Annotated in this window: 19 protein-coding genes; 11 read left to right on the forward strand and 8 right to left on the reverse strand. The window is 65.9% G+C overall.

All coding sequences use genetic code 11. The features are described from left to right. Positions 1–175 precede the first annotated feature (175 nt). Positions 176–2,341: a glycosyltransferase family 4 protein gene (locus tag BLW48_RS26060; protein ID WP_093178335.1), complete on the forward strand. Its 2,166-nt coding sequence runs from the start codon at positions 176–178 to the stop codon at positions 2,339–2,341. A gap of 16 nt (positions 2,342–2,357) precedes the next feature. Here BLW48_RS26060 and BLW48_RS26065 read toward each other — a convergent pair whose 3' ends face one another. From BLW48_RS26065 to BLW48_RS26075, 3 genes are read right to left on the reverse strand one after another with little or no spacing between them, the layout of a single operon-like run. Beyond that, positions 2,358–3,059 carry an ABC transporter ATP-binding protein gene (locus tag BLW48_RS26065; protein WP_093178336.1) on the reverse strand — a complete coding sequence of 234 codons (702 nt, stop codon included), beginning with the start codon at positions 3,057–3,059 and terminating at the stop codon, positions 2,358–2,360. Between the two features lie 3 nt (positions 3,060–3,062). Continuing rightward, positions 3,063–3,830, reverse strand: coding sequence for an ABC transporter permease (locus tag BLW48_RS26070; RefSeq protein ID WP_256330928.1), 768 nt, complete (start codon positions 3,828–3,830; stop codon positions 3,063–3,065). A gap of 32 nt (positions 3,831–3,862) precedes the next feature. After that, positions 3,863–5,281 (reverse strand): mannose-1-phosphate guanylyltransferase/mannose-6-phosphate isomerase, encoded by a 1,419-nt coding sequence (locus BLW48_RS26075; protein ID WP_093178338.1) that lies wholly within the window; start codon positions 5,279–5,281, stop codon positions 3,863–3,865. A 210-nt stretch (positions 5,282–5,491) separates the two neighbouring features. On the opposite strand from BLW48_RS26075, the gene BLW48_RS26080 reads away from it, so the two are divergent. Next, positions 5,492–7,354: a glycosyltransferase family 2 protein gene (locus BLW48_RS26080; RefSeq protein WP_256330929.1), complete on the forward strand. Its 1,863-nt coding sequence runs from the start codon at positions 5,492–5,494 to the stop codon at positions 7,352–7,354. Continuing rightward, entirely contained in the window at positions 7,354–8,337 is a 984-nt protein-coding gene (locus BLW48_RS26085; protein WP_093178341.1) for a glycosyltransferase family 2 protein, read from the forward strand. The genes BLW48_RS26080 and BLW48_RS26085 overlap by 1 nt, the downstream gene beginning before the upstream one ends. Positions 8,338–8,350: 13 nt before the next feature. Here BLW48_RS26085 and BLW48_RS26090 read toward each other — a convergent pair whose 3' ends face one another. Then, positions 8,351–9,097, reverse strand: a complete 747-nt coding sequence (locus BLW48_RS26090) for a glycosyltransferase (protein ID WP_093057277.1) — start codon at positions 9,095–9,097, stop codon at positions 8,351–8,353. Between the two features lie 45 nt (positions 9,098–9,142). Here BLW48_RS26090 and BLW48_RS26095 point away from each other — a divergent pair, with 45 nt between their 5' ends. The 4 genes from BLW48_RS26095 (at position 9,143) to BLW48_RS26110 (ending at position 12,926) form a co-directional block, all read left to right on the forward strand. Further along, positions 9,143–10,240 (forward strand): glycosyltransferase family 4 protein, encoded by a 1,098-nt coding sequence (locus BLW48_RS26095; protein WP_093057278.1) that lies wholly within the window; start codon positions 9,143–9,145, stop codon positions 10,238–10,240. Positions 10,241–10,297: 57 nt separating this feature from the next. Next, positions 10,298–11,191: an acetylglutamate kinase gene (gene argB / locus BLW48_RS26100; RefSeq protein ID WP_093057279.1), complete on the forward strand. Its 894-nt coding sequence runs from the start codon at positions 10,298–10,300 to the stop codon at positions 11,189–11,191. Between the two features lie 65 nt (positions 11,192–11,256). Further along, on the forward strand, positions 11,257–11,907 hold the full coding sequence (slmA, locus tag BLW48_RS26105) for a nucleoid occlusion factor SlmA (RefSeq protein WP_093057280.1): 651 nt from the start codon (positions 11,257–11,259) through the stop codon (positions 11,905–11,907). A gap of 131 nt (positions 11,908–12,038) precedes the next feature. After that, entirely contained in the window at positions 12,039–12,926 is an 888-nt protein-coding gene (locus BLW48_RS26110; RefSeq protein WP_093079164.1) for a DMT family transporter, read from the forward strand. 17 nt (positions 12,927–12,943) lie between these two features. Here BLW48_RS26110 and BLW48_RS26115 read toward each other — a convergent pair whose 3' ends face one another. Genes BLW48_RS26115 through BLW48_RS26130 form a run of 4 tightly spaced genes read right to left on the reverse strand, consistent with a single transcriptional unit; the run spans position 12,944 to position 17,242 of the window. After that, on the reverse strand, positions 12,944–14,002 hold the full coding sequence (locus BLW48_RS26115) for a malate/lactate/ureidoglycolate dehydrogenase (protein WP_093178343.1): 1,059 nt from the start codon (positions 14,000–14,002) through the stop codon (positions 12,944–12,946). A 3-nt stretch (positions 14,003–14,005) separates the two neighbouring features. Then, positions 14,006–14,938 (reverse strand): SMP-30/gluconolactonase/LRE family protein, encoded by a 933-nt coding sequence (locus tag BLW48_RS26120; protein WP_093178344.1) that lies wholly within the window; start codon positions 14,936–14,938, stop codon positions 14,006–14,008. Positions 14,939–14,968: 30 nt separating this feature from the next. Then, positions 14,969–16,495 (reverse strand): UxaA family hydrolase, encoded by a 1,527-nt coding sequence (locus BLW48_RS26125; protein ID WP_093178346.1) that lies wholly within the window; start codon positions 16,493–16,495, stop codon positions 14,969–14,971. A gap of 30 nt (positions 16,496–16,525) precedes the next feature. Continuing rightward, a complete protein-coding gene (locus BLW48_RS26130) occupies positions 16,526–17,242 on the reverse strand; it encodes a FadR/GntR family transcriptional regulator (RefSeq protein ID WP_093057285.1) in 717 nt (238 codons plus the stop codon). A 134-nt stretch (positions 17,243–17,376) separates the two neighbouring features. On the opposite strand from BLW48_RS26130, the gene BLW48_RS26135 reads away from it, so the two are divergent. Genes BLW48_RS26135 through BLW48_RS26150 form a run of 4 tightly spaced genes read left to right on the forward strand, consistent with a single transcriptional unit; the run spans position 17,377 to position 20,610 of the window. Next, entirely contained in the window at positions 17,377–18,111 is a 735-nt protein-coding gene (locus tag BLW48_RS26135) for an SDR family oxidoreductase (RefSeq protein ID WP_093057286.1), read from the forward strand. Next, positions 18,108–18,872 (forward strand): SDR family NAD(P)-dependent oxidoreductase, encoded by a 765-nt coding sequence (locus BLW48_RS26140; RefSeq protein WP_093057287.1) that lies wholly within the window; start codon positions 18,108–18,110, stop codon positions 18,870–18,872. Before BLW48_RS26135 ends, BLW48_RS26140 begins: the two co-directional genes overlap by 4 nt. A 31-nt stretch (positions 18,873–18,903) precedes the next feature. Then, complete coding sequence (locus BLW48_RS26145; protein WP_093057288.1) at positions 18,904–19,752, forward strand: fumarylacetoacetate hydrolase family protein; 849 nt, start codon at positions 18,904–18,906, stop codon at positions 19,750–19,752. A 27-nt stretch (positions 19,753–19,779) separates the two neighbouring features. Next, positions 19,780–20,610: an AraC family transcriptional regulator gene (locus BLW48_RS26150; RefSeq protein WP_093178347.1), complete on the forward strand. Its 831-nt coding sequence runs from the start codon at positions 19,780–19,782 to the stop codon at positions 20,608–20,610. Positions 20,611–20,613: the final 3 nt, after the last annotated feature.

Below are 20,613 nucleotides of genomic sequence, written 5' to 3' on the forward strand. Positions count from 1 at the left end.
AAAGTGCAAAAAGGACCAGCCGGCAAGACTGCGGACGTTCCTGGGAAACATGCACTCAGATGGGCGGATGTTTCGCATTTTACGAGGTGAAAGCGCCCATTCTTGGGCATGATCTCCTCGTCGATTACCCCACGATCCGGAAGAAATTACGTTTGCGAGAGAAAGTAAATAACAAATGACAGGGTTCGATGCGCTGCGCCGAAACGCGCGAAGGGTTCCGAAGGCCGCGTTCTGGTTGATGACGCCATGGCGCATGCCCGAGCGGCTTCGTTTCCTGCGAGAGCGTGCGGCCAGCCAGGAGAGAGAGCAGCTGCTGGGGGGGCTGATCGAGAGGGAGCGCGCTCGTCTGGAGGCGCTGGCGCAGGGCAACGTCGCGGCGGGCATGCCGGCGCTGCTGGACCTGTGCAGCGATGCTGCGCTGTCCGAGGCGGCGGGCACGCCGACGGCGTCGGTCGTCGGGTCCTCCGTCGATCCTGGGGCGGTAACCGACACGTGGACGGCCGCGCGCTTCTGCATGTCCTTGTTGCGTGGCCGTAAGGACTTGTATGCGAGGTTTCCCTATGCTTTGTCGGAGACGGCTGACAAGAACGCCTTTCTGGTGTGGCTTCAAAGCGACGATGGCGCGCAAGACACAGGCCTGACGCCCGTTTCGCAGGCGCATGTCGCCGGACTTTTTTCCGGGGACTTCGCAGCGCGGGCGCGACAGGCGTTCATGGCCGAGCCGCGCATCCGGCAAGTACTGCCTCATGGGCTGACTCCGGCGGGCCGGCACAGCCTGCTCGGGTGGTTCATGCAGCATGTGTGGAGCGAGGCCGAGGCTCATTTGCGGCGTGAAGAGATCCTCTGGCTCTTCATGCAGGCGGCCGAGAACCCCCGCGCCGAGTTGGCTCGGGCCTATTTGTTCACGCCTGATTGGCAGCAGCAGTTTCCCGATGCGTTGACCGTTTTTGGCTGGTCCGCATTTGCCTCCTGGTTCGCACGTCATTACGGCGCCGACCCGCAGTGGGTCGGCGTGGACGCCGCCCCCGAGTGGTACGAGCCGGCGCTGCAGGTTCGCCTGGGCTATGGCGCGCAGGCGGCGTGGCAGGCCAGGCATCCACAGGCCCTTTCAGATCCCGGCCAGGCGCTCGCGTTGCTCGAATGGATGGCCTCCGCGGAGGAGGCCGGCCTGAGCGCCGAGGCCCGTCGATGGTGCCAGGCGCTGGATGCCCGCGCGGTGGCGTCGGCGCTGCTCACGCCGGGCGTGAACATCATCGGCCATTTCTGCTATCCGTCTGGCCTGCGAGTCTCCGTCGAGTCGATCGCGGAGGCACTTGGGCAGGTCGGCCTCGACACTTCGCTGCGCGACCTGCGAACGGACGCCAAGGACGATCCGCACCATGTCGATTTCGACGGCCTTGAGGTGTACGACGTCACGGTCATACATACGCAGCCTGAACCCTTTTTTCCGGAGGCCTACGCGAGGGCCGACCTTGCAGAACGCTCGCCCCGGACCTACAGGATCGCTTACTGGTACTGGGAGTTCGACTCGATCCCCGATGCCTGGGTCGAAAGCGCGAAACAGGTCGACGAGGTCTGGACGGCCACGGAATTCATCGCACGCGGCCTGCGCGAGCGCTTGTCCGTGCCGGTTCGCACCTTATTTCCTGGGGTGCGGCTGACGCCTTTCGAGGTGCGCAAGCGCAGCGATTTCGGTCTGGACGAGGGCCGCTACACCTTCCTGTTCACCTTTCACATGATGAGCGTCATGGAGCGCAAGAACCCGTTGGGGTTGATTCGCGCTTTCAGGGCCGCCTTTCGTGAGGACGAGAAGGTCTCGCTGGTCCTCAAAACCTCGTTCGGCGACCGGCATCCGGCGGAGCTGCAGAAGCTGCGCGATGCCGCTGCCGGCGCGAACATCACGGTCATCGACCAAGTGTTCAGCCCCGATGAAGTGCTCTCGCTCATGAATGCCTGTGACGCATACGTGTCGCTCCACCGCAGCGAAGGCCTTGGCCTCACGATGGCGGAAGCCATGCTCATGGGCAAGCCCGTGATCGCCACCAACTTCTCGGGCAACGTCGATTTCATGGACGACGGCAACAGCCTGCTCGTGCCCTATGAACTCGTGAAGCTCGGCAAGCCGATTCCTCCTTACGACGCCGACCTTGAGTGGGCGGAGCCGTCGGTCGAGCACGCTGCACGGCTCATGCGTCGCCTCTACGACGATCAGGTATGGGCGCGTGGCCTCGGCGCTCGCGCCAAGGCGAGCGCCGAGGCCAACCTCTCTCTGGAGGCCGCAGGGCGAAGGATCAAGGCACGTCTAGAAGAGATCGACGTGCTGCGGCGCACAAGGCGCTGAGTTTGCGCGCCAAACATTACTGCTCGACGATCCGCCCGTGCTCCAGGTGAATCACACGGTTGCACTCTTTGGCAATGAGTTCCGGCGAATGCGATGCGAGCACCAGGATGCCGGACTTCGAGACCACGTCCCGCATCCGCTTCTCGGCCTTTTCGGTGAATTCCGCGTCGCCCACCGAGAGCCATTCGTCCATGAGCAGGATGTCGGCTTCGACACTGGTAGAGATCGAGAACGCCAGGCGCATCATCATGCCGGTCGAGTAGGTGCGCACGGGCATGTTCACATACTCGCCCAGGCCGCTGAATTCGCAGATGTCAGGCGTGAGGCGGTCGATCTCCTTCTTGCTCATGCCCATCACGAGGCCGCGCAGCATGATGTTCTCCACGCCCGTCGCGTCCATTTCGATGCCCAGCGAAGGATCGATCAAGCTGGCTACCGAGCCTTGGCGCGCGAACTCTCCTGAGGATGGCTCATAGACGCCGGCCAGCGTGCGCAGCAATGTCGACTTGCCCGCGCCGTTGTGGCCTACCAGGCCGAGCCGGTCACCGCTCTTGAGCTCGAGGTTGATGCCGCTGAGCGCCTGCACCACGGTCACGCCAGTTTCCTTGCCGAAGCGCCCGCCGGTCACGGAGGCCGCAAGGGTTTTCTTGAGAGAGTTGGCACCGGCACCGTAGATCGGAAAGTTGACGGCGACGTTTTTGAGTGAGATGAATGCCATGGATCAGAGCCAGTAGACGACGCGGCGGCGGTACTTCGAGAACAGAAGGATGGCGAGAGTCAGGCACAACACCGTCCAGAACAGGATGCCGATCCAGCTGTGGATGTGCGCCACGCCGCCCATCAGGGGCGTGCGCAGCAGGTCCAGCATCTGCGCGAACGGGTTCCACAGCACGTACTTGGCGCGGCCTGGGAGGCTTTCGGGCAGCCAGAACACTGGTGTCAGGAACATCAGCATCTGCATCACGCTGGTGACGATCTGCGTGACGTCGCGGTAGCGGGTGCAAATCAGCCCCAGCAACAGGCCCAGTGCATGCGCGTTGACGATCAGGATGGCGAAGGCCGGCAGCACGAGCAGCACCGACCAGGACAGCGAAATGCCGGCCCAGATCGCCACGGGGATGTAGAGCACGATCTGGTGTGCAAACTGGATCAGGTTGCGCGCCAGGCTGCGCCAGACGAATAGGCTGATCGGAAAGTAACCCTGCTTCAGGTAGTTCGACGATCCGACGAAGGCGTTGCAGGCATCGGTCACGATGCTGGAGAAAAAGCCCCAGAAGATGATGCCCAGTGCCAGGTGCGGAAAGAAGCGCGAGAGCTCGGTGCCGAACAGCGAGCTGTACAGCGGCCCCATGCCACCGATCATCACGCCCATGCTCAGGGTGAGCCACATCGGGCCGAGCATGGAGCGGCGATAGCGCAGGACGATGTCGAACCAGGCGAGGGTCCACCAGATATCGGTGCGGCGGGTGCCTTGCCACCAGTCGGACAAGGCGCTTCGGTGAAGATTGGAGTGGACTTGACTCATGTACGGCCGTAAGTGTCTGCGAGGCGGACGATGTCGTCTTCGCCCAGGTAGCCGCCGCACTGGACTTCGATGAGCACGAGCTCCTCGTCGCCGATATTGGTCAGGCGGTGTTTTTCCTTCAGGGGAATGTACCGATACTGGCCCGGGAGCGTCTCGTGCTCGGTGTCTCCGATTTGCACGATGGCGCGCCCCTGTACGACCACCCAGTGCTCCGCGCGCTGGTGATGGTATTGCAGGGACAGCGCTTCGCCGGGTCTGACGGTGATGCGCTTGACCTTGTAGCCTTCCTCTTCCTTGAGCGAGGCGTATGTGCCCCACGGACGGTGGACCACCGGCGGCAGGTGCACCGTGTCGTGCTTGCGAGCCTTGAGCACGTCGACGACCTTCTTCACCTTTTGTGCGCTGTCCTTGTGAAGCACTAGCAGCGCATCGGGCGTGTCGACGATCACGAGATCGTGAACGCCAATGGTGGCAACGACCTTCGGGCCATAGCTTTCGACCTGCACGTGCGTGCCTGTCGTGTCGAGGGCTACGACATCGTCGGGAAGCGTGTTGCCGCTGGCGTCAGGCGTCAGCGCATTGGACACCGCAGGCCACGAACCCACATCGCTCCAGCTGAACTTGGCGGGCACCACGTGGACATTCGAGGCGTGCTCCAGCACCGCGTAGTCGATGCTGATGTCCGGCTGCAAACCGAACGCATGCAGATCGAAATTGACCGATGCGCCAGAGGTCTTGGCGGTTTCGAGTGCGCGCCTTGCCGCTCTTATCACCTCGGGGGCGTGCTTCTCGAGCGCCGCGATGATGGTGTCGGCAGTGAACGCGAACATGCCGCTGTTCCAGTAGTAACGGCCGGTGGCCAGGTACTTCTGCGCCGTCCCGAGGTCGGGCTTCTCGACGAAGCGCTTGACTTCCTGGCTCTCGCGCGAGACATGCTCGACCTCGATATAGCCGAAGCCCGTGTCGGGGCTCGTCGGGCTCACGCCGAAAACCACGAGATTGCCTTCCTGCGCCAGGCGGAAGGCTTCCGTCGCGCTGGCCACGAAAGCATGCACGTCGGGCACCAGGTGGTCTGCGGAAAGGACGAGCATCACTGTGTCGCCACTGAACTGGCGCGCACATTGAAGCGCTGCAAGCGCGATGGCCGGACCGGTGTTGCGTCCCCTGGGTTCAAGGAGAAACGTCGTGGTCGGCGGGTCGCTCATCTGCCCGAGCACGTCTTTCGTGAGGAACAGATGGTCTTTGTTGGTGACGATCATCAGGTCGCCGGTGCCGCAAGCCTGGCCCCGTTCGATGGCTTGTTGGAGCAGCGTGGAGTCGCCGATCTTCATGAACGGCTTGGGAAAGGCTTGGCGTGAAGCAGGCCAGAGCCTGGAGCCGGCGCCTCCCGAGAGCACCACTGAGAGCAGCCTCATTCTTTTCCTTTTGCTTTGTAACCCGCCAATTTTACGGGCAGCCCTCCGAGGACTGGTTCGGGGGTGAAACGGCTGTCGTCGGCCATCGTGATAGATGGTTGCGAAGATAATCCCCTCCCGCGCAGCCGGTGACGCATTGTTTCGGCGCCGCCTTTTTTTCGACATTTCTCCCACAAGCTCCGCCTCATCCGCCTCGCGGGTGCGCAATCTATGAAATCTGTCTATCGATTCATCCTCGGCCTGGCCGGACTCTGGCAAGGCCCCGGAATGATGGGGCGCGTGCAGCGGGCATGGCGAATGTTCAAGAAGTCGGGGTGGGCGGGCATCCGCTGGGAACTGGGCCGGCGCTTCGGCGGCTACAACGACTATACGAAGTGGGTGCAGCGCTATGACACCCTTACTCCCGAATTGCGCGACAAGATCGCCCAGCGCGTGGCTGCCCTGAAAGACAGGCCGCTGATTTCGGTCGTGATGCCCACCTACAACCCCAACCCCGCGTGGCTGCGCGAGGCTATCGAGTCGGTGCGCAGCCAGATCTATCCGAACTGGGAGCTTTGCATCGCCGACGACGCGTCGCCTTCGGCCGAGGTGCGCGAGATCCTCAAGTCGTACAGCGAGAGCGACCCGCGCATCAAGGTGGTGTTTCGCCCTAAAAACGGTCATATCTCGGCCGCTTCCAACAGCGCGCTGGAACTGGTCTCGGGCTCCTGGGTCGCGCTCATGGACCACGACGACCTGCTGCCGGCCCACGCGCTTTTCTGGGTGGCCGATTGCATCGCGACCCATCCTGACGTGAAGCTGATCTATTCGGACGAAGACAAGGTCGACGAGGGCGGCCACAGGTTCGGGCCCTATTTCAAGTCGGACTGGAACGTCGATCTCTTCCGCTCGCAGAACATGTTCAGCCATCTGGGCGTGCTTTCGACCGAACTGATGCGTTCAGTCGAAGGCTTCCGCGTCGGCATGGAAGGCTCGCAAGACTGGGATCTGGTGTTGCGCTGCATGGAGCGGATACAGCCCAGCCAGATCCAGCACATTCCGCGCGTGCTGTACCACTGGCGCGTGCACGTCGAGAGCACGGCCCGTTCGATGAGCGCCAAGCCCTATGCGGCCATCGCAGGCGAGCGCGCGCTGAACGAGCATTTCATGCGCACAGGCGTGCGTGCCACAGCCGAACACCTCGATTTCGGGTACCGCGTGCATTACGCCTTGCCCGATGTCTTACCGCTGGTTTCCGTGATCATCCCGACACGCAACGCCTTGCAGCTGACCCGGCAATGCGTCGAATCGATCCTGGAGAAAACCAGCTATTCGAACTACGAAATCATCATCGTCGACAACGGCTCCGATGATCCGGACACGCTGGCCTGGTTCAAGCGGATTGCCGCGGAGAAGCCGAATGTCCGCGTGCTGCGCGACGACCGCGATTTCAACTACGCGGCACTGAACAACGGCGCGGTTGCCGCGGCCAATGGCGAACTAGTGGCCTTGGTCAACAACGACATCGAGGTCATCACGCCGGACTGGCTCAGTGAGATGGTGAGCCTTGCGGTGCAGCCGGGCGTGGGCGCCGTGGGGGCGCGGCTGTGGTTCCCCAACAAGACTCTGCAGCACGCCGGCGTGATTCTGGGCGTGGGGGGCATCGCCGCGCATTCGCACCGCCGCATGCCGATGGGCCGCGAAGGCTATGCTGGCCGCGCGGCGTTGATCCAGACTCTCTCCGCGGTCACCGCGGCCTGCCTCGTGATCCAGAAGTGCCACTACCTCGAAGTCGGCGGCCTTGACGAAGTGCACCTGAAGGAATCCTTCAACGACATCGACTTCTGCCTCCGGCTGCGCGAAGCGGGCCTGCGCAACGTCTGGACGCCCTACGCGGAGCTGTTCCACTACGAGTCCGCCACCCGCGCCAAGGATGTCTCGCCGCAGAAGCAGGCACAGTTCCAGGACGAAGCCGCCTACATGCACAAACGCTGGGGCGCCATCATCCAGAACGACCCCGCCTACAGCCCCAACCTCATGCTGGCCCGCGAAGACTTCAGCTACGCTTGGCCGCCCCGCCTGCCTCCGGTCTGATGGCCCTCGACGTTTCCGTCGCGCTCTGCACCCGCAACGGCGCGCGCTATCTTCCCGAGCAGGTCCGAAGCATCTGCGCGCAGACGCCGTTGCCGCGGGAGATCGTGCTGTCCGACGACGGCTCGACCGACGACACCCTGGCCGTCGTGCGTGACACCCTCGCGCAGTGCGGCGTGGCGGACCAGGTCGCGCTGCGCGTGTTCAGCAATACGCCGCCCCTGGGCGTCACGCGTAACTTCGAGCAGGCCGTGCGGGCCTGCAGCCATGAACTCATCGCCCTGTGCGACCAGGACGACGCCTGGCATCCAGGCCGGCTCGCGCGCATGGTGGCGCAGTTCGAGGCGCGGCCCGACCTGCTGCTGCTGCACACCGACGCGCGCCTCGTCGATGCCGAACTGAAGCCCCTGGGCTCCACGCTCTTCCACGCGCTGGAGGTGCAGCCTGCCGAACTGGCGGCCATCGCGGGCGGCGAGGCCTTCGGTGTCCTGCTGCGGCGCAATCTCGTGACCGGCGCCACCACGATGTTCCGCAAGACCCTGCTCGACACAGCGCTGCCGTTCGCACCGGAGTGGGTGCACGACGAGTGGCTGGCCGCCGTGGCGGCAGCCATCGGCCGCATGGACGTGCTGCCCGAGCCGACCATCGACTACCGCCAGCACGCCAGCAACCAGATCGGCGCACGGCGGCTCACGTTGTCCGAGAAGATGGCCAAGGCCTTTGCCGAACGCGGCGACAAGCACGTGGCGCGGCTGCGCAGGGCCGAAGCGCTGCTGCAGCGCTTGCAGCAGCTTGGCACCCGGGTGCCGGCCGCTTACCTGGAGGCGCAGCGCGCCAAGGTCGAGCATCAGCGGTTCCGGGCCGAGCTTCCGGCGGCGCGGGCGCTGCGTCTGCTGCCGATCCTGATCGAGGCGGCGCGCGGCCGCTATGCGCGCTTCGGCCGCGGCGGGCACGCCATCGCGCAAGACTTGCTCGAACGCGGCTGACAGACTTGATCGGTCAACCGCGAAGCCGCCAGTACCGCCAGAACGACCCCGACAGCCACACCTTCAGCAGGCTGGTCACGTGCCAGTACAGGTATTTCTTGCTCCGGTGGCTTTCTCGTTGCGCGTCGTGCCGGGCGACCAAGTCTTCGCCGACCTGCAGTTTCCACCCCGCGAGCCGGGTGCGGGCGCAGATGTCGAAGTCTTCGCCGTACATGAAGAATTTCTCGTCGAAGCCACCGAGCTGCCGGTAGACCTCGCTGCGAAACAGCATGAACAGCCCCGGAATCCACGCGGGCACCGTCGGCCGCACATAGCCGGGCTTCCTTCTTCCTACGATTTCAAGAGGCGTGAGCATCGCCCGGTGCGGCTCCGGCTCGGCCTTGCCGGGCTCCAGGATGCGCGGCGTCAGCAGGCCGGCGTCGGCCGCGGCCTGCGCGAGCAACGGCGTCAGCACGTCGCTGTCGAAGCGGATGTCCGGGTTGAGCACCAGGAACCACGGCGTGCCGCAGCGCTCGAAGGCCTGGTTGTGATTGGCACCGAAGCCCTTGGGGCTCGCGTTCTCGATCCGCTCCACCTCGAAGCCCCAGTTGCGGCCAGCGAGCACATCGGGCTCGGGAATGTTCAATGTGAGCAAAACCTTGTCGATGACTTCGCGGCTGTGCCGGTCCAGCTGCTCGAGCAGCGGCAGCACCAGCGCGAGCTGGCCGTGGCTCACGATTGAAATGGTGATCGGGGGGCGGGGGGAGGGGGGCGTGGGCATGGTCTAATTTCGCTCGGGAATTCTAGGGTTCCCCAACCCCCACACATGATTGCTCTGATCGTCATCAGTTTCTTCGTCGCTGCCTTCTCGGTCCAGCTGTTCATGCGCCGCGCGCGCAGGCATGCCCGCCTCTACGGCGCCGACATGCCCCAGCGCTTCCACAAAGGCCACGTGCCGCGCCTGGGCGGTGCGGGCATTCTGGTGGGCATGGGGGTGGCCTGGCTGGCGGCCGGCATCACCGGCACCGATCCGTTCAATGTGTCGTGGCCGGTCAAGACCTCGATGCTCACGCTGCTGTGCATCTTGCCGGCGGTGCTGGGCGGCATCGTCGAAGACGTTACCCAGAACGTGAAGGTGCGCTACCGGCTGGGGCTCACCATCGGTTCGGCGCTGCTCGTGTGCTGGCTGCTGGGGCTGGGCGTGGCGCGCACCGGCTTCGAGACGGTCGACGGCTGGCTGGCGATGATTCCGTACGCCACCGTGTTGTTCGCGGCCCTGGCCATCGGCGGCCTGCCGCATGCCTTCAACATCATCGACGGCTACAACGGGCTCGCGGGCACGGTCGCCGTGCTGGTCTGCCTGGCAATTTCCCACGTGGCGCTGCAGGTGGGCGACCGGCAACTGGCGGCCATGGTGATCTGCCTGGTTGGCGCCACCTTCGGCTTCCTGGTCTGGAACTACCCGCGCGGCAAGATCTTCGCCGGAGACGGCGGGGCCTACGTCTGGGGCATGGTGATCGCCGTGGCCTGCGTGACGCTGGTGCAGCGGCACCGCGTGGTGTCGCCCTGGTTCCCGATGCTGCTGCTGATCTATCCGGTGTGGGAGACGCTGTTCTCCATCTACCGCAAGCTGGCGCGCGGCCAGTCGCCCGGCACGGCCGATGCGCTGCATTTCCACCAGCTGATCTTCCGGCGCATCGTGCGCGTGGCCTTCGCGGACGACGAGGCCCGGCAACTGCTGGCGCGCAACAACCGCACCTCGCCGTATCTGTGGATGTTTGCCGCGCTGTCGGTGGTGCCGGCCGTGCTGTTCTGGAACAACACGATCGTGCTGATGTTCTTCTGCCTGCTGTTCGTCACCACCTATGTGGGGGCGTACCTGATGATCGTGCGCTTCAAGGTGCCCCGCTGGTTGCGCCCCTGACGACATCTTTCTTTGCGAGAATTTCCTTCCGTCCTTCGCTTTGGAGCCTGACCGCCCATGACCGACCCCGTCCTCAACATCCCCCCGCGCGACAAGGCCGAGATCCTGGCCCAGGCGCTGCCGTACATCCGCAAGTTCCACGGCAAGACCATCGTCATCAAGTACGGCGGCAACGCCATGACCGATCCGGCGCTGCAGGCAGACTTTGCCGAAGACGTGGTGCTGCTCAAGCTGGTCGGCATGAACCCGGTGGTGGTGCACGGCGGCGGCCCGCAGATCGAGGCGGCGCTCAACCGCCTGGGCAAGAAGGGCAGCTTCATCCAGGGCATGCGCGTCACAGACGCCGAGACCATGGAAGTCGTCGAATGGGTGCTGGCCGGCGAGGTGCAGCAGGACATCGTGGGCCTGATCAACCAGGCCGGCGGCAAGGCGGTGGGCCTCACGGGGCGCGACGGCGGGCTGATTCGCGCGCAAAAGCTCAAGCTGGCCGACCGCGCCGATCCCAACGTGCACCATGATGTGGGCCAGGTCGGCGACATCGTCTCCATCGATCCCAGCGTGGTGAAGGCGCTGCAGGACGACGCCTTCATCCCCGTCGTCAGCCCCATCGGCTTCGGCGAGGACAACGAAAGCTACAACATCAACGCCGACGTCGTGGCCGGCAAGCTGGCCACAGTGCTCAAGGCCGAGAAGCTCATGCTCCTGACCAACACGCCCGGCGTGCTCGACAAGGACGGCAAGCTGCTCACCAACCTGAGCGCACGCGAAATCGACGACCTGTTCGCCGACGGCACCATCTCGGGCGGCATGCTGCCCAAGATCGAAGGCGCCCTCGACGCCGCCAAGAGCGGCGTGAACGCGGTGCACATCATCGACGGCCGGGTGCCGCACGCGATGCTGCTGGAGATCCTGACCGACCAGGCTTACGGGACGATGATCCGCGCCCGTTGAACGGGTGGGCGCGTGCTCACTGCGCTGTGCGAGAATCAATTGATTACATCTTTGCACGCGCTCCCATGCAGAACGAAGAGACGACCAGTGCTTCCGGCGTAGAGACCCCCGCGGACACGCTCACTCCCCCGGCGCGCAAGCGCCCGAAGCCGGGTGAGCGGCGCGTGCAGATCTTGCAGGCGCTCGCCGCCATGCTCGAGCAGCCCGGTGCCGAGCGGGTCACCACCGCCGCGCTGGCCGCCCGTCTCGAAGTGAGCGAGGCCGCGCTCTACCGCCATTTCGCCAGCAAGGCCCAGATGTTCGAGGGCCTGATCGATTTCATCGAGCAGAGCGTCTTCACGCTGGTCAACCAGATCCTCGAGCGCGAGGGCGCCACCGGCGCCCAGCAGGCCGCCAAGATCCTCACGCTGCTGGTCCAGTTCGCCGAGCGCAACCCTGGCATGACCCGCGTCATGGTGGGCGACGCGCTGGTCTACGAGAACGAACGCCTGCAGCAGCGCATGAACCAGTTCTTCGACAAGATCGAAGCCACCCTGCGCCAGGTGTTGCGCGGGGCTGCCGCGGCCGACGGCTCGGCCACGCCCAGCGTCGACGCCCAGGTGCGCGCCGCTGCGCTCACGGCCTTCGTCGTGGGCCAGCTGCAGCGCTTTGCGCGCTCGGGTTTCCGCCGCGCACCGTCTGAGCACCTTGAAGCCACGATCGCATTGATCGTTTGATTCGCGCTCGTCCCTTGCGGGACGTCGGCCGGCTCGCCTTGAGTCTTCGAGCGGAGTAGCATCAACTCGCCCCTTGCCGCCGGGCCTCGGCGGCAGGCCAATGTTTGCGCAGGTTCCTCGACGGAGGGCGCATGCCCGATGACGCGCGCGACAACCGGCAGCCCACGCTGCAGACGATCCTCCTCACGGCGGTGGCCATGCTCGCGTTCGCGGCCAATTCGCTGCTGTGCCGGCTCGCGCTGCAGCATAAAGGCATTGATGCAGCGAGCTTCGGCAGCGTCAGGCTCGTGGCGGGAGCGCTCATGCTGGGGCTCATCGTGCGGTTCAGGGCGCAGCCGCCGGCCTCGTCCGCCCGCGTCGACTGGCTGGCCGCCGTCATGCTGTTCGGCTATGTCGCGTTCTTCTCCTTCGCCTACCTCAGCCTGTCGGCGGGCACGGGCGCGCTGATCCTGTTCGGCGCGGTCCAGCTGACGATGTTCGGCGTGGGCTTGCGCTCCGGCGGCGAGCGCTTCGGGGCTCTCGCATGGTTCGGCTTCGTCCTGGCGGCTGGCGGACTCGTCTACCTGGTGTCTCCGGGCATCGCCGCGCCGCCGCTTCTCGGCGCCGTGCTGATGGCGATCGCGGGTGTGGCGTGGGGCGTGTATTCCTTGCGCGGCCGTGGGGTGGCTGACCCGCTGGCCGCTACGGCACGCAACTTCACGCGGGCCGTGCCGCTTGCCTTGGCGTTGAGCCTGGTGTTTGCGGCCAGCGCTCGCGTGGACGCGACCGGCCTTGTGCTTGCTGTCGCTTCCGGCGCGTTGACTTCGGGCCTCGGCTACGCGGTCTGGTATGCGGCGCTGAGCCGTCTTTCGGCCATGCGCGCGGCCACCGTGCAGTTGTCGGTGCCGCTCCTGGCTGCGTTCGGCGGCGTGCTGTTCCTGTCGGAGGCGATCACGCCGCGGCTGGCGGCTGCTTCGGTGGCAATTCTGGGAGGCATCGCGCTGGTGCTGAGCCAGAAGTCGCGAAGTGCCCGCCGATAGCCGCCGGCGCCAAAGCCCTATGCGACGGCCACGCCTACCTTGGCTCCCGCCGCGACGATTTCTCCCCACGTCGCGTCATCCACCCAGATTCCGTCCTTGCGCCGCGCCGCGCGCGCCTTGCGCTCCGGCTCGCCGGCAATCTGCACTTCGTCGAAGCCTTGCCCCGTCGGGCTCTGCCTCAGCCACTCGACAAACTCACGCGCCTCTTCGTCGAAAGACTTCTGCGTGCCCAGCCGCGCCGGGTCGATCAGCACCGTCAGCATGCCGTTCAACACCGTGCGCGCGGTGTCCGCCGGCCGGTGCCATGTGCCGCCGCCAGTGAGCGCACCGCCGAGCAGCTCGCACGCCACTGCCATCCCGTAGCCCTTGTGCTCGCCGAAAGTCATGAGCGCGCCGAAGAGCCCGTTGCCCTGCGGCACCACCACCACGCCGGGGTCGTTGGTCGGCGCGCCGTTCTCGTCGATCAGGTAGCCGTCGGGCACGCGCTCACCCTTGTTGTGCGCCACGCGCATCTTTCCCTGCGCCACGCGGCTGGTCGCGTAGTCGAGCACGAAGGGCTCGGCACCCGCGAGCGGAATGCCGATGCAGCACGGGTTGGTGCCAAAGCGCCCGTCGCCACCGCCCCACGGCGCGACCACCGGCCGCGACAGCACGTTGACGAAGTGCATGGCCACCAGCCCCTGCGCCGTCGCCATCTCCGCGAAGTGCCCGATGCGCCCCAGATGGTGCGCGTGCGAGAGCGTGAAGATGCAGCTGCCGTGCTGCTTGGCTCGCGCGATGCCGAGTTCCATCGCCTGCACGCCGACGATCTGCCCGTAGCCGTGCTGGCCGTCCAGGCCCATCAGCGTGCCGATGTCGAGGTTGATGCGCACCGCTGCGTTCGGCTTCAGCCCGCCCTCGGCCACCGCATCCACGTAGCGCGGCAGCATGCCCACGCCGTGCGAGTCGTGGCCGCTCAGGTTCGCCAGCACCAGGTTGGCGGCCACCTGTTGCGCTTCGGCCGGTGAACTGCCCGCGGCCTCGAGGATGCGGGTGACGGTGGCTTGCAGGCCGTTGGCCTCCAGTGTTCTGGACATGGATCAGACTCCCTTCGCGTTCAGTGTGATGGCATAGAGCGACGTGGTCGCGCAGATGAAAAGGCGGTTGAGCTTGGGTCCGCCGAAGCAGACGTTGGCCACGCGCTCGGGGATCAGGATCTTGCCGAGCAGCGTGCCGTCGGGGTGATAGGCGTGCACGCCGTCGAGTGCGCTGGTCCAGATGCGGCCTTCGGTGTCGAGCCGGAAGCCGTCGAACAGCCCGTTGGTGCATTCGGCGAACACCCCGCCGCCGTCCAGCCTCCGGGCTTGAGGCCCGACACTGAAGCGGCGGATGTGCCGCGGCCCGTCCGCCGCATGGCTCGCGCCCGTGTCGGCGATGTACAGCGTCGATTCGTCGGGCGAGAACGCCAGGCCGTTGGGCTTCACGAAATCGTCGGCCATGCGTTCGACTTCGCCGCTCGCCGGGTCGATGCGGTAGACATGGCAGGCGCCGATTTCGCTGTCTGCCTTCAGGCCCTCGTAGTCGGAGAGGATGCCGTAGCTCGGGTCGGTGAACCACACGGCGCCGTCCGAATGCACGACCACGTCGTTGGGCGAATTGAGACGCTTGCCCTGCCATTGCGAGGCCAGCACGGTGATCGTGCCGTCATGCTCGGTGCGAGTCACGCGCCGCGTGAGGTGCTCGCAACTCACGAGTCGGCCCTGGCGGTCGACCGTATTGCCATTGGTGTTGTTCGACGGCTCACGGAAGATGCCGACCGTGCCATTGACTTCGTCGTAGCGCAGCATGCGGTTGTTCGGAATGTCTGACCACACCAGCGTGCGGTGCGCGGCGAACCACACGGGGCCTTCGCACCAGCGCGCACCGGTCCACAGGCGCTGCACGCGCTCGGGGCCGGGAATGCATGACTTGAAGCGAGGGTCTCTGTGCTCGAAGCCGGTGCCCTCGAGAAATCCGAAGGGGAGGTTGGCCATGCTGTTCCTTGTCGATGGATTCACATCACGTCACATCACCGCGCCGACCTGCCACGGCACGAACTCGTTCTGGCCGTAGCCGTGCTGTTCGCTCTTCGACTGCGCGCCCGAAGCGGTCGCCAGCACCAGCTCGAAGATGCGCTGGCCCATCTCCTGGATCGACGCCGTGCCGTCCACGATCTCGCCGCAGTTGATGTCCATGTCTTCTTCCTGCCGCTGCCACAGCGCAGAGTTGGTCGCGAGCTTGAGCGAGGGTGAAGGCGCGCAGCCATACGCCGAGCCGCGCCCGGTCGTGAAGCAGATCAGGTTGGCGCCGCCGGCCACCTGGCCCGTGGCGCTCACCGGGTCGTAGCCCGGCGTGTCCATGTAGACGAAGCCGTGCGCGGTAACGGGCTCCGCGTATTCGTACACCGCCTCGAGGTTGCTGGTGCCGCCCTTGGCCACCGCGCCCAGTGACTTCTCCAGGATGGTGGTGAGCCCGCCGGCCTTGTTGCCCGGCGAGGGGTTGTTGTTCATCTCGCCTTCGTTGATTTCGGTGTAGTGCTCCCACCACTTGATGCGGTCCACCAGCTTCTGCCCCACTTCGCGCTTCACCGCGCGGCGCGTCAGCAGGTGCTCGGCGCCGTACACCTCGGGCGTTTCGCTGAGGATGGCGGTGCCGCCATGCGCCACCAGCAGGTCGACCGCCGCACCCAGCGCCGGGTTGGCGCTGATGCCCGAGTAGCCGTCCGAGCCGCCGCACTGCAGCCCGATGGTGATGTGCGCCGCGCTGCACGGCTCGCGCTTCACCGCATTGGCGCGTGGCAGCATCTCGTTGATGAGCGCCACGCCCTTCTCGACCGTCTTGCGCGTGCCGCCCGTGTCCTGGATGTTGAAGGTGCGAAAGTTCTCGCCCTCGGCCAGGTGGCCGGTCGCGAGCCAGGCGTTGATCTGGTTGGCCTCGCAGCCGAGCCCGACCACCAGCACGCCCGCGAAGTTCGGGTGCGTGGCGTAGCCCGTCAGCGTGCGCTCCAGGATCTGCATGCCCATGCCCTGCGTGTCCATGCCGCAGCCGGTGCCGTGCGTGAGCGCGACGATGCCGTCCACATTCGGAAACGCCGCGAGCGCCTGCGGGTTGGTCTTGCGCGAGAAATGGTCCGCAATGGCGCGCGCGGCCGTGGCCGAGCAGTTCACGCTGGTCAGCACGCCGATGTAGTTGCGCGTAGCCACGCGGCCGTCGGCGCGCTTGATGCCCATGAAGGTGGCCTCGCGCTTCGCAGGGGCGGGCTTCACGTCGGCGCCGAAGGCGTAATCGCGTTCGAAGTCTCCTTTGTCCGGGCCCATGTTCAGGTTCTGCGTGTGCACGTGCTCGCCGGCGACGATGGGCTTGCTCGCGAATCCGATGATCTGGTTGTAGCGCCGCACCGGCTCGCCCTGGGCGATGTCGCGCATCGCGATCTTGTGGCCCGGCGGAATCAGGCCGCGAACGGCCACACCTTCGACGACGGTGCCGCCGAGCAGTTGCGAGCGCGCGATGACGACGTCATCGGCGGGGTGGAGTCGGATGTAGGGAGTCATCGTGAGTGCCTGTCGGCGCTTGTTTGTTTGTCAGGAGACCTTCGCGCGGCGCCAGCTCGCGCTGAATCTCTGGTGGAACTTGTCCATGTGCTGGTGCATTGCCTCGCGCGCCGCTGCCGGGTCGCGCGCAGCGACGGCGTCGAGGATGGCTTCGTGCTCGCCGATGGCGGCCTGCCACGAGTCCATGGTCTCGAAGTAATCGATCATCCGCGCAAAGATCGGCCCGTGGCGCGACTCCAGGAAGCCCTGCACCGTCTCGGTCAGCACCACGTTGCCGCAGGCGTTGACGATGGCCAGGTGGAAGGCGCGATCGCCCTCGTGCGGTACTTCGCTGCGCGCGGCCATCTCGCGCATCATCTTGATTGCGCGGCGGATGGCGTCCACGTCCTTGCGCTTGCCGTACTGGGCCGCCGTGGCGGCGGTCTCGCCTTCGACCAGGCGGCGCGCGCGGATGATTTCGAGCGGCCCCCACTCGGCGCCAGCCGCTCCGTTGGCGGGCGGCGCCGTGCGGTGCGAGCGGTCGAGCACGTACACGCCCGAGCCGGTGCGGATCTCGACCCAGCCTTCCACCTCCAGCGCAATCAGCGCCTCGCGCACCGAGGGCCGGCTCACGCCCAGCTGCTTGGCCAGGTCGCGCTCGGCCGGAATGCGCGCGCCCACCGCGAACTCGCCCTTGCCGATGAGCACACGCAACTGTTCGGCAATCTGGCGGTAGAGGCGCTGGGGTTCGAGGGTCTGGATCGGCACGGGAGCGAAAAAAGGAGGTCGAGGGGCTTAAGGGTTGTCCTGAATTGGACAAGTGGTAAGGCCAATTCAGAATACGATACACCGCCCGCGCCATCATCGGGCCTAACCCGAAGACACGACCAGAGGAGACACCGATGAGATTGCAGGGAAAGACCGCGCTGGTCACCGCCGCCGGCCAGGGCATCGGCTACGCCAGCGTGCTCGCCATGGCCGCCGAGGGCGCGCAGGTCTGGGCCACCGACGTCAACGAGAAGCTGCTCGAACGCTACGCGGGCGTGCCCAACGTCACCGCGCTCAAGCTCGACGTGCTCGACAAGGCCGCCATCGGCGCGGTGGTGGCGAAGCTGCCCGCGCTCGACGTCCTCTTCAACTGCGCGGGCGTGGTGCACAACGGCACCATCGAGCAGGCCACCGACGACGAGCTGCTTTTCGCCTTCAGCCTCAACGTGCGCGCCCAGATGTGGACCATCCAGGCCGTGCTGCCCGGCATGCTGGCGGCCGGGCGCGGCAGCATCATCAACATGGCGAGCGTGTGCTCCAGCATGAAGGGCCTGCCCAACCGCTTTGTCTACGGCACCACCAAGGCGGCGGTGCTGGGCCTCACCAAGAGCGTGGCGGCCGACTACGTGGCCCGCGGCATCCGCTGCAACGCCGTCTGCCCGGGCACGGTCGATACGCCCTCGCTCGGCGACCGCATCAACGCCAATGCCGACCCTGAAGCCGCGCGCAAGGCCTTCATCGCGCGCCAGCCCATGGGCCGGCTCGCGCAGGCCGAGGAAATCGCGCCGGTGGTGGTGTTCCTCGCCAGCGACGAATCGGTCTTCGCCACCGGCCAGGCCTTCACCGTCGACGGCGGCATCACCATATGAACCAGCTCGACTTCAAGGGCCGCCACGCAGTCGTCACCGGGGGCGCCACGGGGCTCGGCTTCGGCATCGCGCAGCGGCTGGTGGCCTCGGGCGGCAGCGTCACGCTGTGGGACCGCGATGAAGACGCCGCCGCGAAGGCGGCCAAGTCGCTCGGCGACAAGGCCTTTGCGCTGAAGGTCGACGTGTCGCAGCAGCCCTCTGTCGCCAAGGCCGTGGCCGCCACGCTGGCGCACGCGCCGCGTATCGACGCGCTGGTCAACAGCGCCGGCATCACCGGCCCCAACACCAGGCTGTGGGACTACCCCGTGGACGACTGGCGCCAGGTGATGGACGTCAACATCAACGGCGTGTTCCTGTGCTGCCGCGAAGTGGTCGCGCAGATGCGCAAGCAGGGCACCGGCGGTAGCGGTGGCTATGGCCGCATCGTCAACATCGCCTCGGTGGCCGGCAAGGAGGGCAACCCCAACGCCAGTGCCTACAGCGCGAGCAAGGCGGCCGTCATCGGCCTGACCAAGTCGCTCGGCAAGGAGCTGGCCGACACCGGCATCCGCGTGAACTGCGTGACGCCCGCGGCGGTGAAGACGGCCATCTTCGACCAGATGACGCCCGAGCACATCGCCTTCATGCTCTCGAAGATTCCCATGGGCCGCTTCGGCACGGTGGAGGAGGTGGCCGCGATGGTCGGCTGGCTCTGCACCGAAGATTGTTCGTTCTCCACCGGCGCGGTCTTCGACCTCTCCGGTGGCCGCTCCACGTACTGATCAATTCAATTCAATGCACTGAAAGGAAAGCATGAAACTCGTCCGCTATGGCAACCCCGGCAAGGAAAAGCCCGGCCTCATCGACGACAAGGGCCAGCTGCGCGACCTGAGCGCCGTCGTCAAGGACATCGGCCCCGAGCAACTGGGCGATGCCGCCATTGCCAAGCTGCGCAAGCAGAAGATCGACAAGCTGCCGCTGGTCAAGGGCAAGCCGCGCTTCGGCAGCCCCGTGGCCAACGTCGGCAAGTTCATCGCCATCGGCCTGAACTATGCGGACCACGCGGCCGAATCGGGCCTGCCGGTGCCCAAGGAGCCCGTGGTGTTCACCAAGGCCAACAGCTGCATCCAGGGCCCGAACGATCCGGTGATGCTGCCCAAGGGCTCGGTCAAGACCGACTGGGAAGTCGAGCTCGGCGTGGTCATCGGCACGCGCGCACGCTACGTGTCGCAAAAGAGCGCGCTCGACTATGTGGCCGGCTACTGCACCATCAACGACATCAGCGAGCGCGAATACCAGATCGAGCGGGGCGGCACCTGGGACAAGGGCAAGGGCTGCGACACCTTCGGCCCGCTCGGCCCCTGGCTGGTGACGCGCGACGAAATCGAGAACCCGCAGAAGCTTTCGATGTGGCTCGACCTGAACGGCCAGCGCGTGCAGACCGGCAGCACCAAGACCATGATCTTCAGCGTGGCCAAGATCGTGAGCTACGTGAGCCAGTTCATGACGCTGATGCCCGGCGACGTCATCACCACCGGCACGCCGCCCGGCGTCGGCATGGGCATGAAGCCGCCGCTCTTCCTGAAGAAGGGCGACGTGATGACGCTGGGCATCGAAGGCCTGGGCGAGCAGCGCCAGGAAGTGATTCCGTTCAAGCTCTGAACGCGGTTCTCTGAGATCATCCGGCGGATGAAGACGCCGCCGGACCATCGCTCGCAGGTCTTTGGAACGCCCTGGGAGGGCGTCCACGGCACCGCGATGGACAGTGCCCGCCACTACGGCCGGCACTGGCATTCGACCTACGGCGTCGGCCTTCTCGACCATGGCGCGCAAAGCTCGGCCAGCGGCCGTGGCAAGGTAGATGCCTATGCGGGCGATCTGATCACCACCAATCCCGGGGAAGTGCACGACGGCCGGCCGTTTGGCGGCCCGTCGCGGCGTTGGCGCATGGTGTATCTCGACGCGGCAGTGATGGCGGGCATGCTGGGCGGCGCTGCGATGGACGGCAGCGTTGAATTCACACGGCCCGTGCTCAAGGACTTGCGGCTGGTCCAAACACTGCGCCGCCTGTTCACCCGCCTCGATGATTGGCGTAACTGCGCCGCGAGCGCCTCTGCGAGCGCTGAAGCCTTAGCCTGCGAAGAGTCGCTGGTCGAAGTCTGCGGCCTGCTGCTCGATGGCCATTCCACCGCCGTGCCGCAGCCCGAGATCGATGGCGACGTGCGGCTGGTGCGCGAGCGCCTCGCCGATGACCTGCTTGCCGCGCCCACGCTCGATGAGCTTGCAGCGATGGCCGGCCTCGGCAAGTTCCAGCTGCTGCGTCGTTTCCAGAAGGCCTACGGCGTGCCGCCTCACGCATGGCTGTTGCTGCAGCGTGCCGAACGCGCACGCGCCTTGATCCGACGCGGCACGAACCTCGCGGACACCGCCGCCGCAAGCGGCTTCGCGGACCAGAGCCACATGACGCGCATCTTCACGCGCCACTTCGGTTTCACGCCCGGCGCCTGGCAGCGGGCGTAGCGT

Source organism: Variovorax sp. YR266, assembly GCF_900107295.1.
GTDB lineage: Bacteria > Pseudomonadota > Gammaproteobacteria > Burkholderiales > Burkholderiaceae_C > Variovorax.

Bases quoted from the DNA above. Each gene is read 5' to 3' on its own strand.
- BLW48_RS26085 (WP_093178341.1), top strand. From the start codon at position 7,354: ATGGCCCTCGACGTTTCCGTCGCGCTCTGCACCCGCAACGGCGCGCGC.
- BLW48_RS26060 (WP_093178335.1), top strand. From the start codon at position 176: ATGACAGGGTTCGATGCGCTGCGCCGAAACGCGCGAAGGGTTCCGAAG.
- BLW48_RS26075 (WP_093178338.1), bottom strand. From the start codon at position 5,281: ATGAGGCTGCTCTCAGTGGTGCTCTCGGGAGGCGCCGGCTCCAGGCTC.
- argB (WP_093057279.1), top strand. From the start codon at position 10,298: ATGACCGACCCCGTCCTCAACATCCCCCCGCGCGACAAGGCCGAGATC.
- BLW48_RS26110 (WP_093079164.1), top strand. From the start codon at position 12,039: ATGCCCGATGACGCGCGCGACAACCGGCAGCCCACGCTGCAGACGATC.
- BLW48_RS26150 (WP_093178347.1), top strand. From the start codon at position 19,780: ATGAAGACGCCGCCGGACCATCGCTCGCAGGTCTTTGGAACGCCCTGG.
- BLW48_RS26080 (WP_256330929.1), top strand. From the start codon at position 5,492: ATGAAATCTGTCTATCGATTCATCCTCGGCCTGGCCGGACTCTGGCAA.
- BLW48_RS26135 (WP_093057286.1), top strand. From the start codon at position 17,377: ATGAGATTGCAGGGAAAGACCGCGCTGGTCACCGCCGCCGGCCAGGGC.
- BLW48_RS26065 (WP_093178336.1), bottom strand. From the start codon at position 3,059: ATGGCATTCATCTCACTCAAAAACGTCGCCGTCAACTTTCCGATCTAC.
- BLW48_RS26125 (WP_093178346.1), bottom strand. From the start codon at position 16,495: ATGACTCCCTACATCCGACTCCACCCCGCCGATGACGTCGTCATCGCG.
- BLW48_RS26120 (WP_093178344.1), bottom strand. From the start codon at position 14,938: ATGGCCAACCTCCCCTTCGGATTTCTCGAGGGCACCGGCTTCGAGCAC.
- slmA (WP_093057280.1), top strand. From the start codon at position 11,257: ATGCAGAACGAAGAGACGACCAGTGCTTCCGGCGTAGAGACCCCCGCG.
- BLW48_RS26095 (WP_093057278.1), top strand. From the start codon at position 9,143: ATGATTGCTCTGATCGTCATCAGTTTCTTCGTCGCTGCCTTCTCGGTC.
- BLW48_RS26140 (WP_093057287.1), top strand. From the start codon at position 18,108: ATGAACCAGCTCGACTTCAAGGGCCGCCACGCAGTCGTCACCGGGGGC.
- BLW48_RS26145 (WP_093057288.1), top strand. From the start codon at position 18,904: ATGAAACTCGTCCGCTATGGCAACCCCGGCAAGGAAAAGCCCGGCCTC.
- BLW48_RS26115 (WP_093178343.1), bottom strand. From the start codon at position 14,002: ATGTCCAGAACACTGGAGGCCAACGGCCTGCAAGCCACCGTCACCCGC.
- BLW48_RS26090 (WP_093057277.1), bottom strand. From the start codon at position 9,097: ATGCCCACGCCCCCCTCCCCCCGCCCCCCGATCACCATTTCAATCGTG.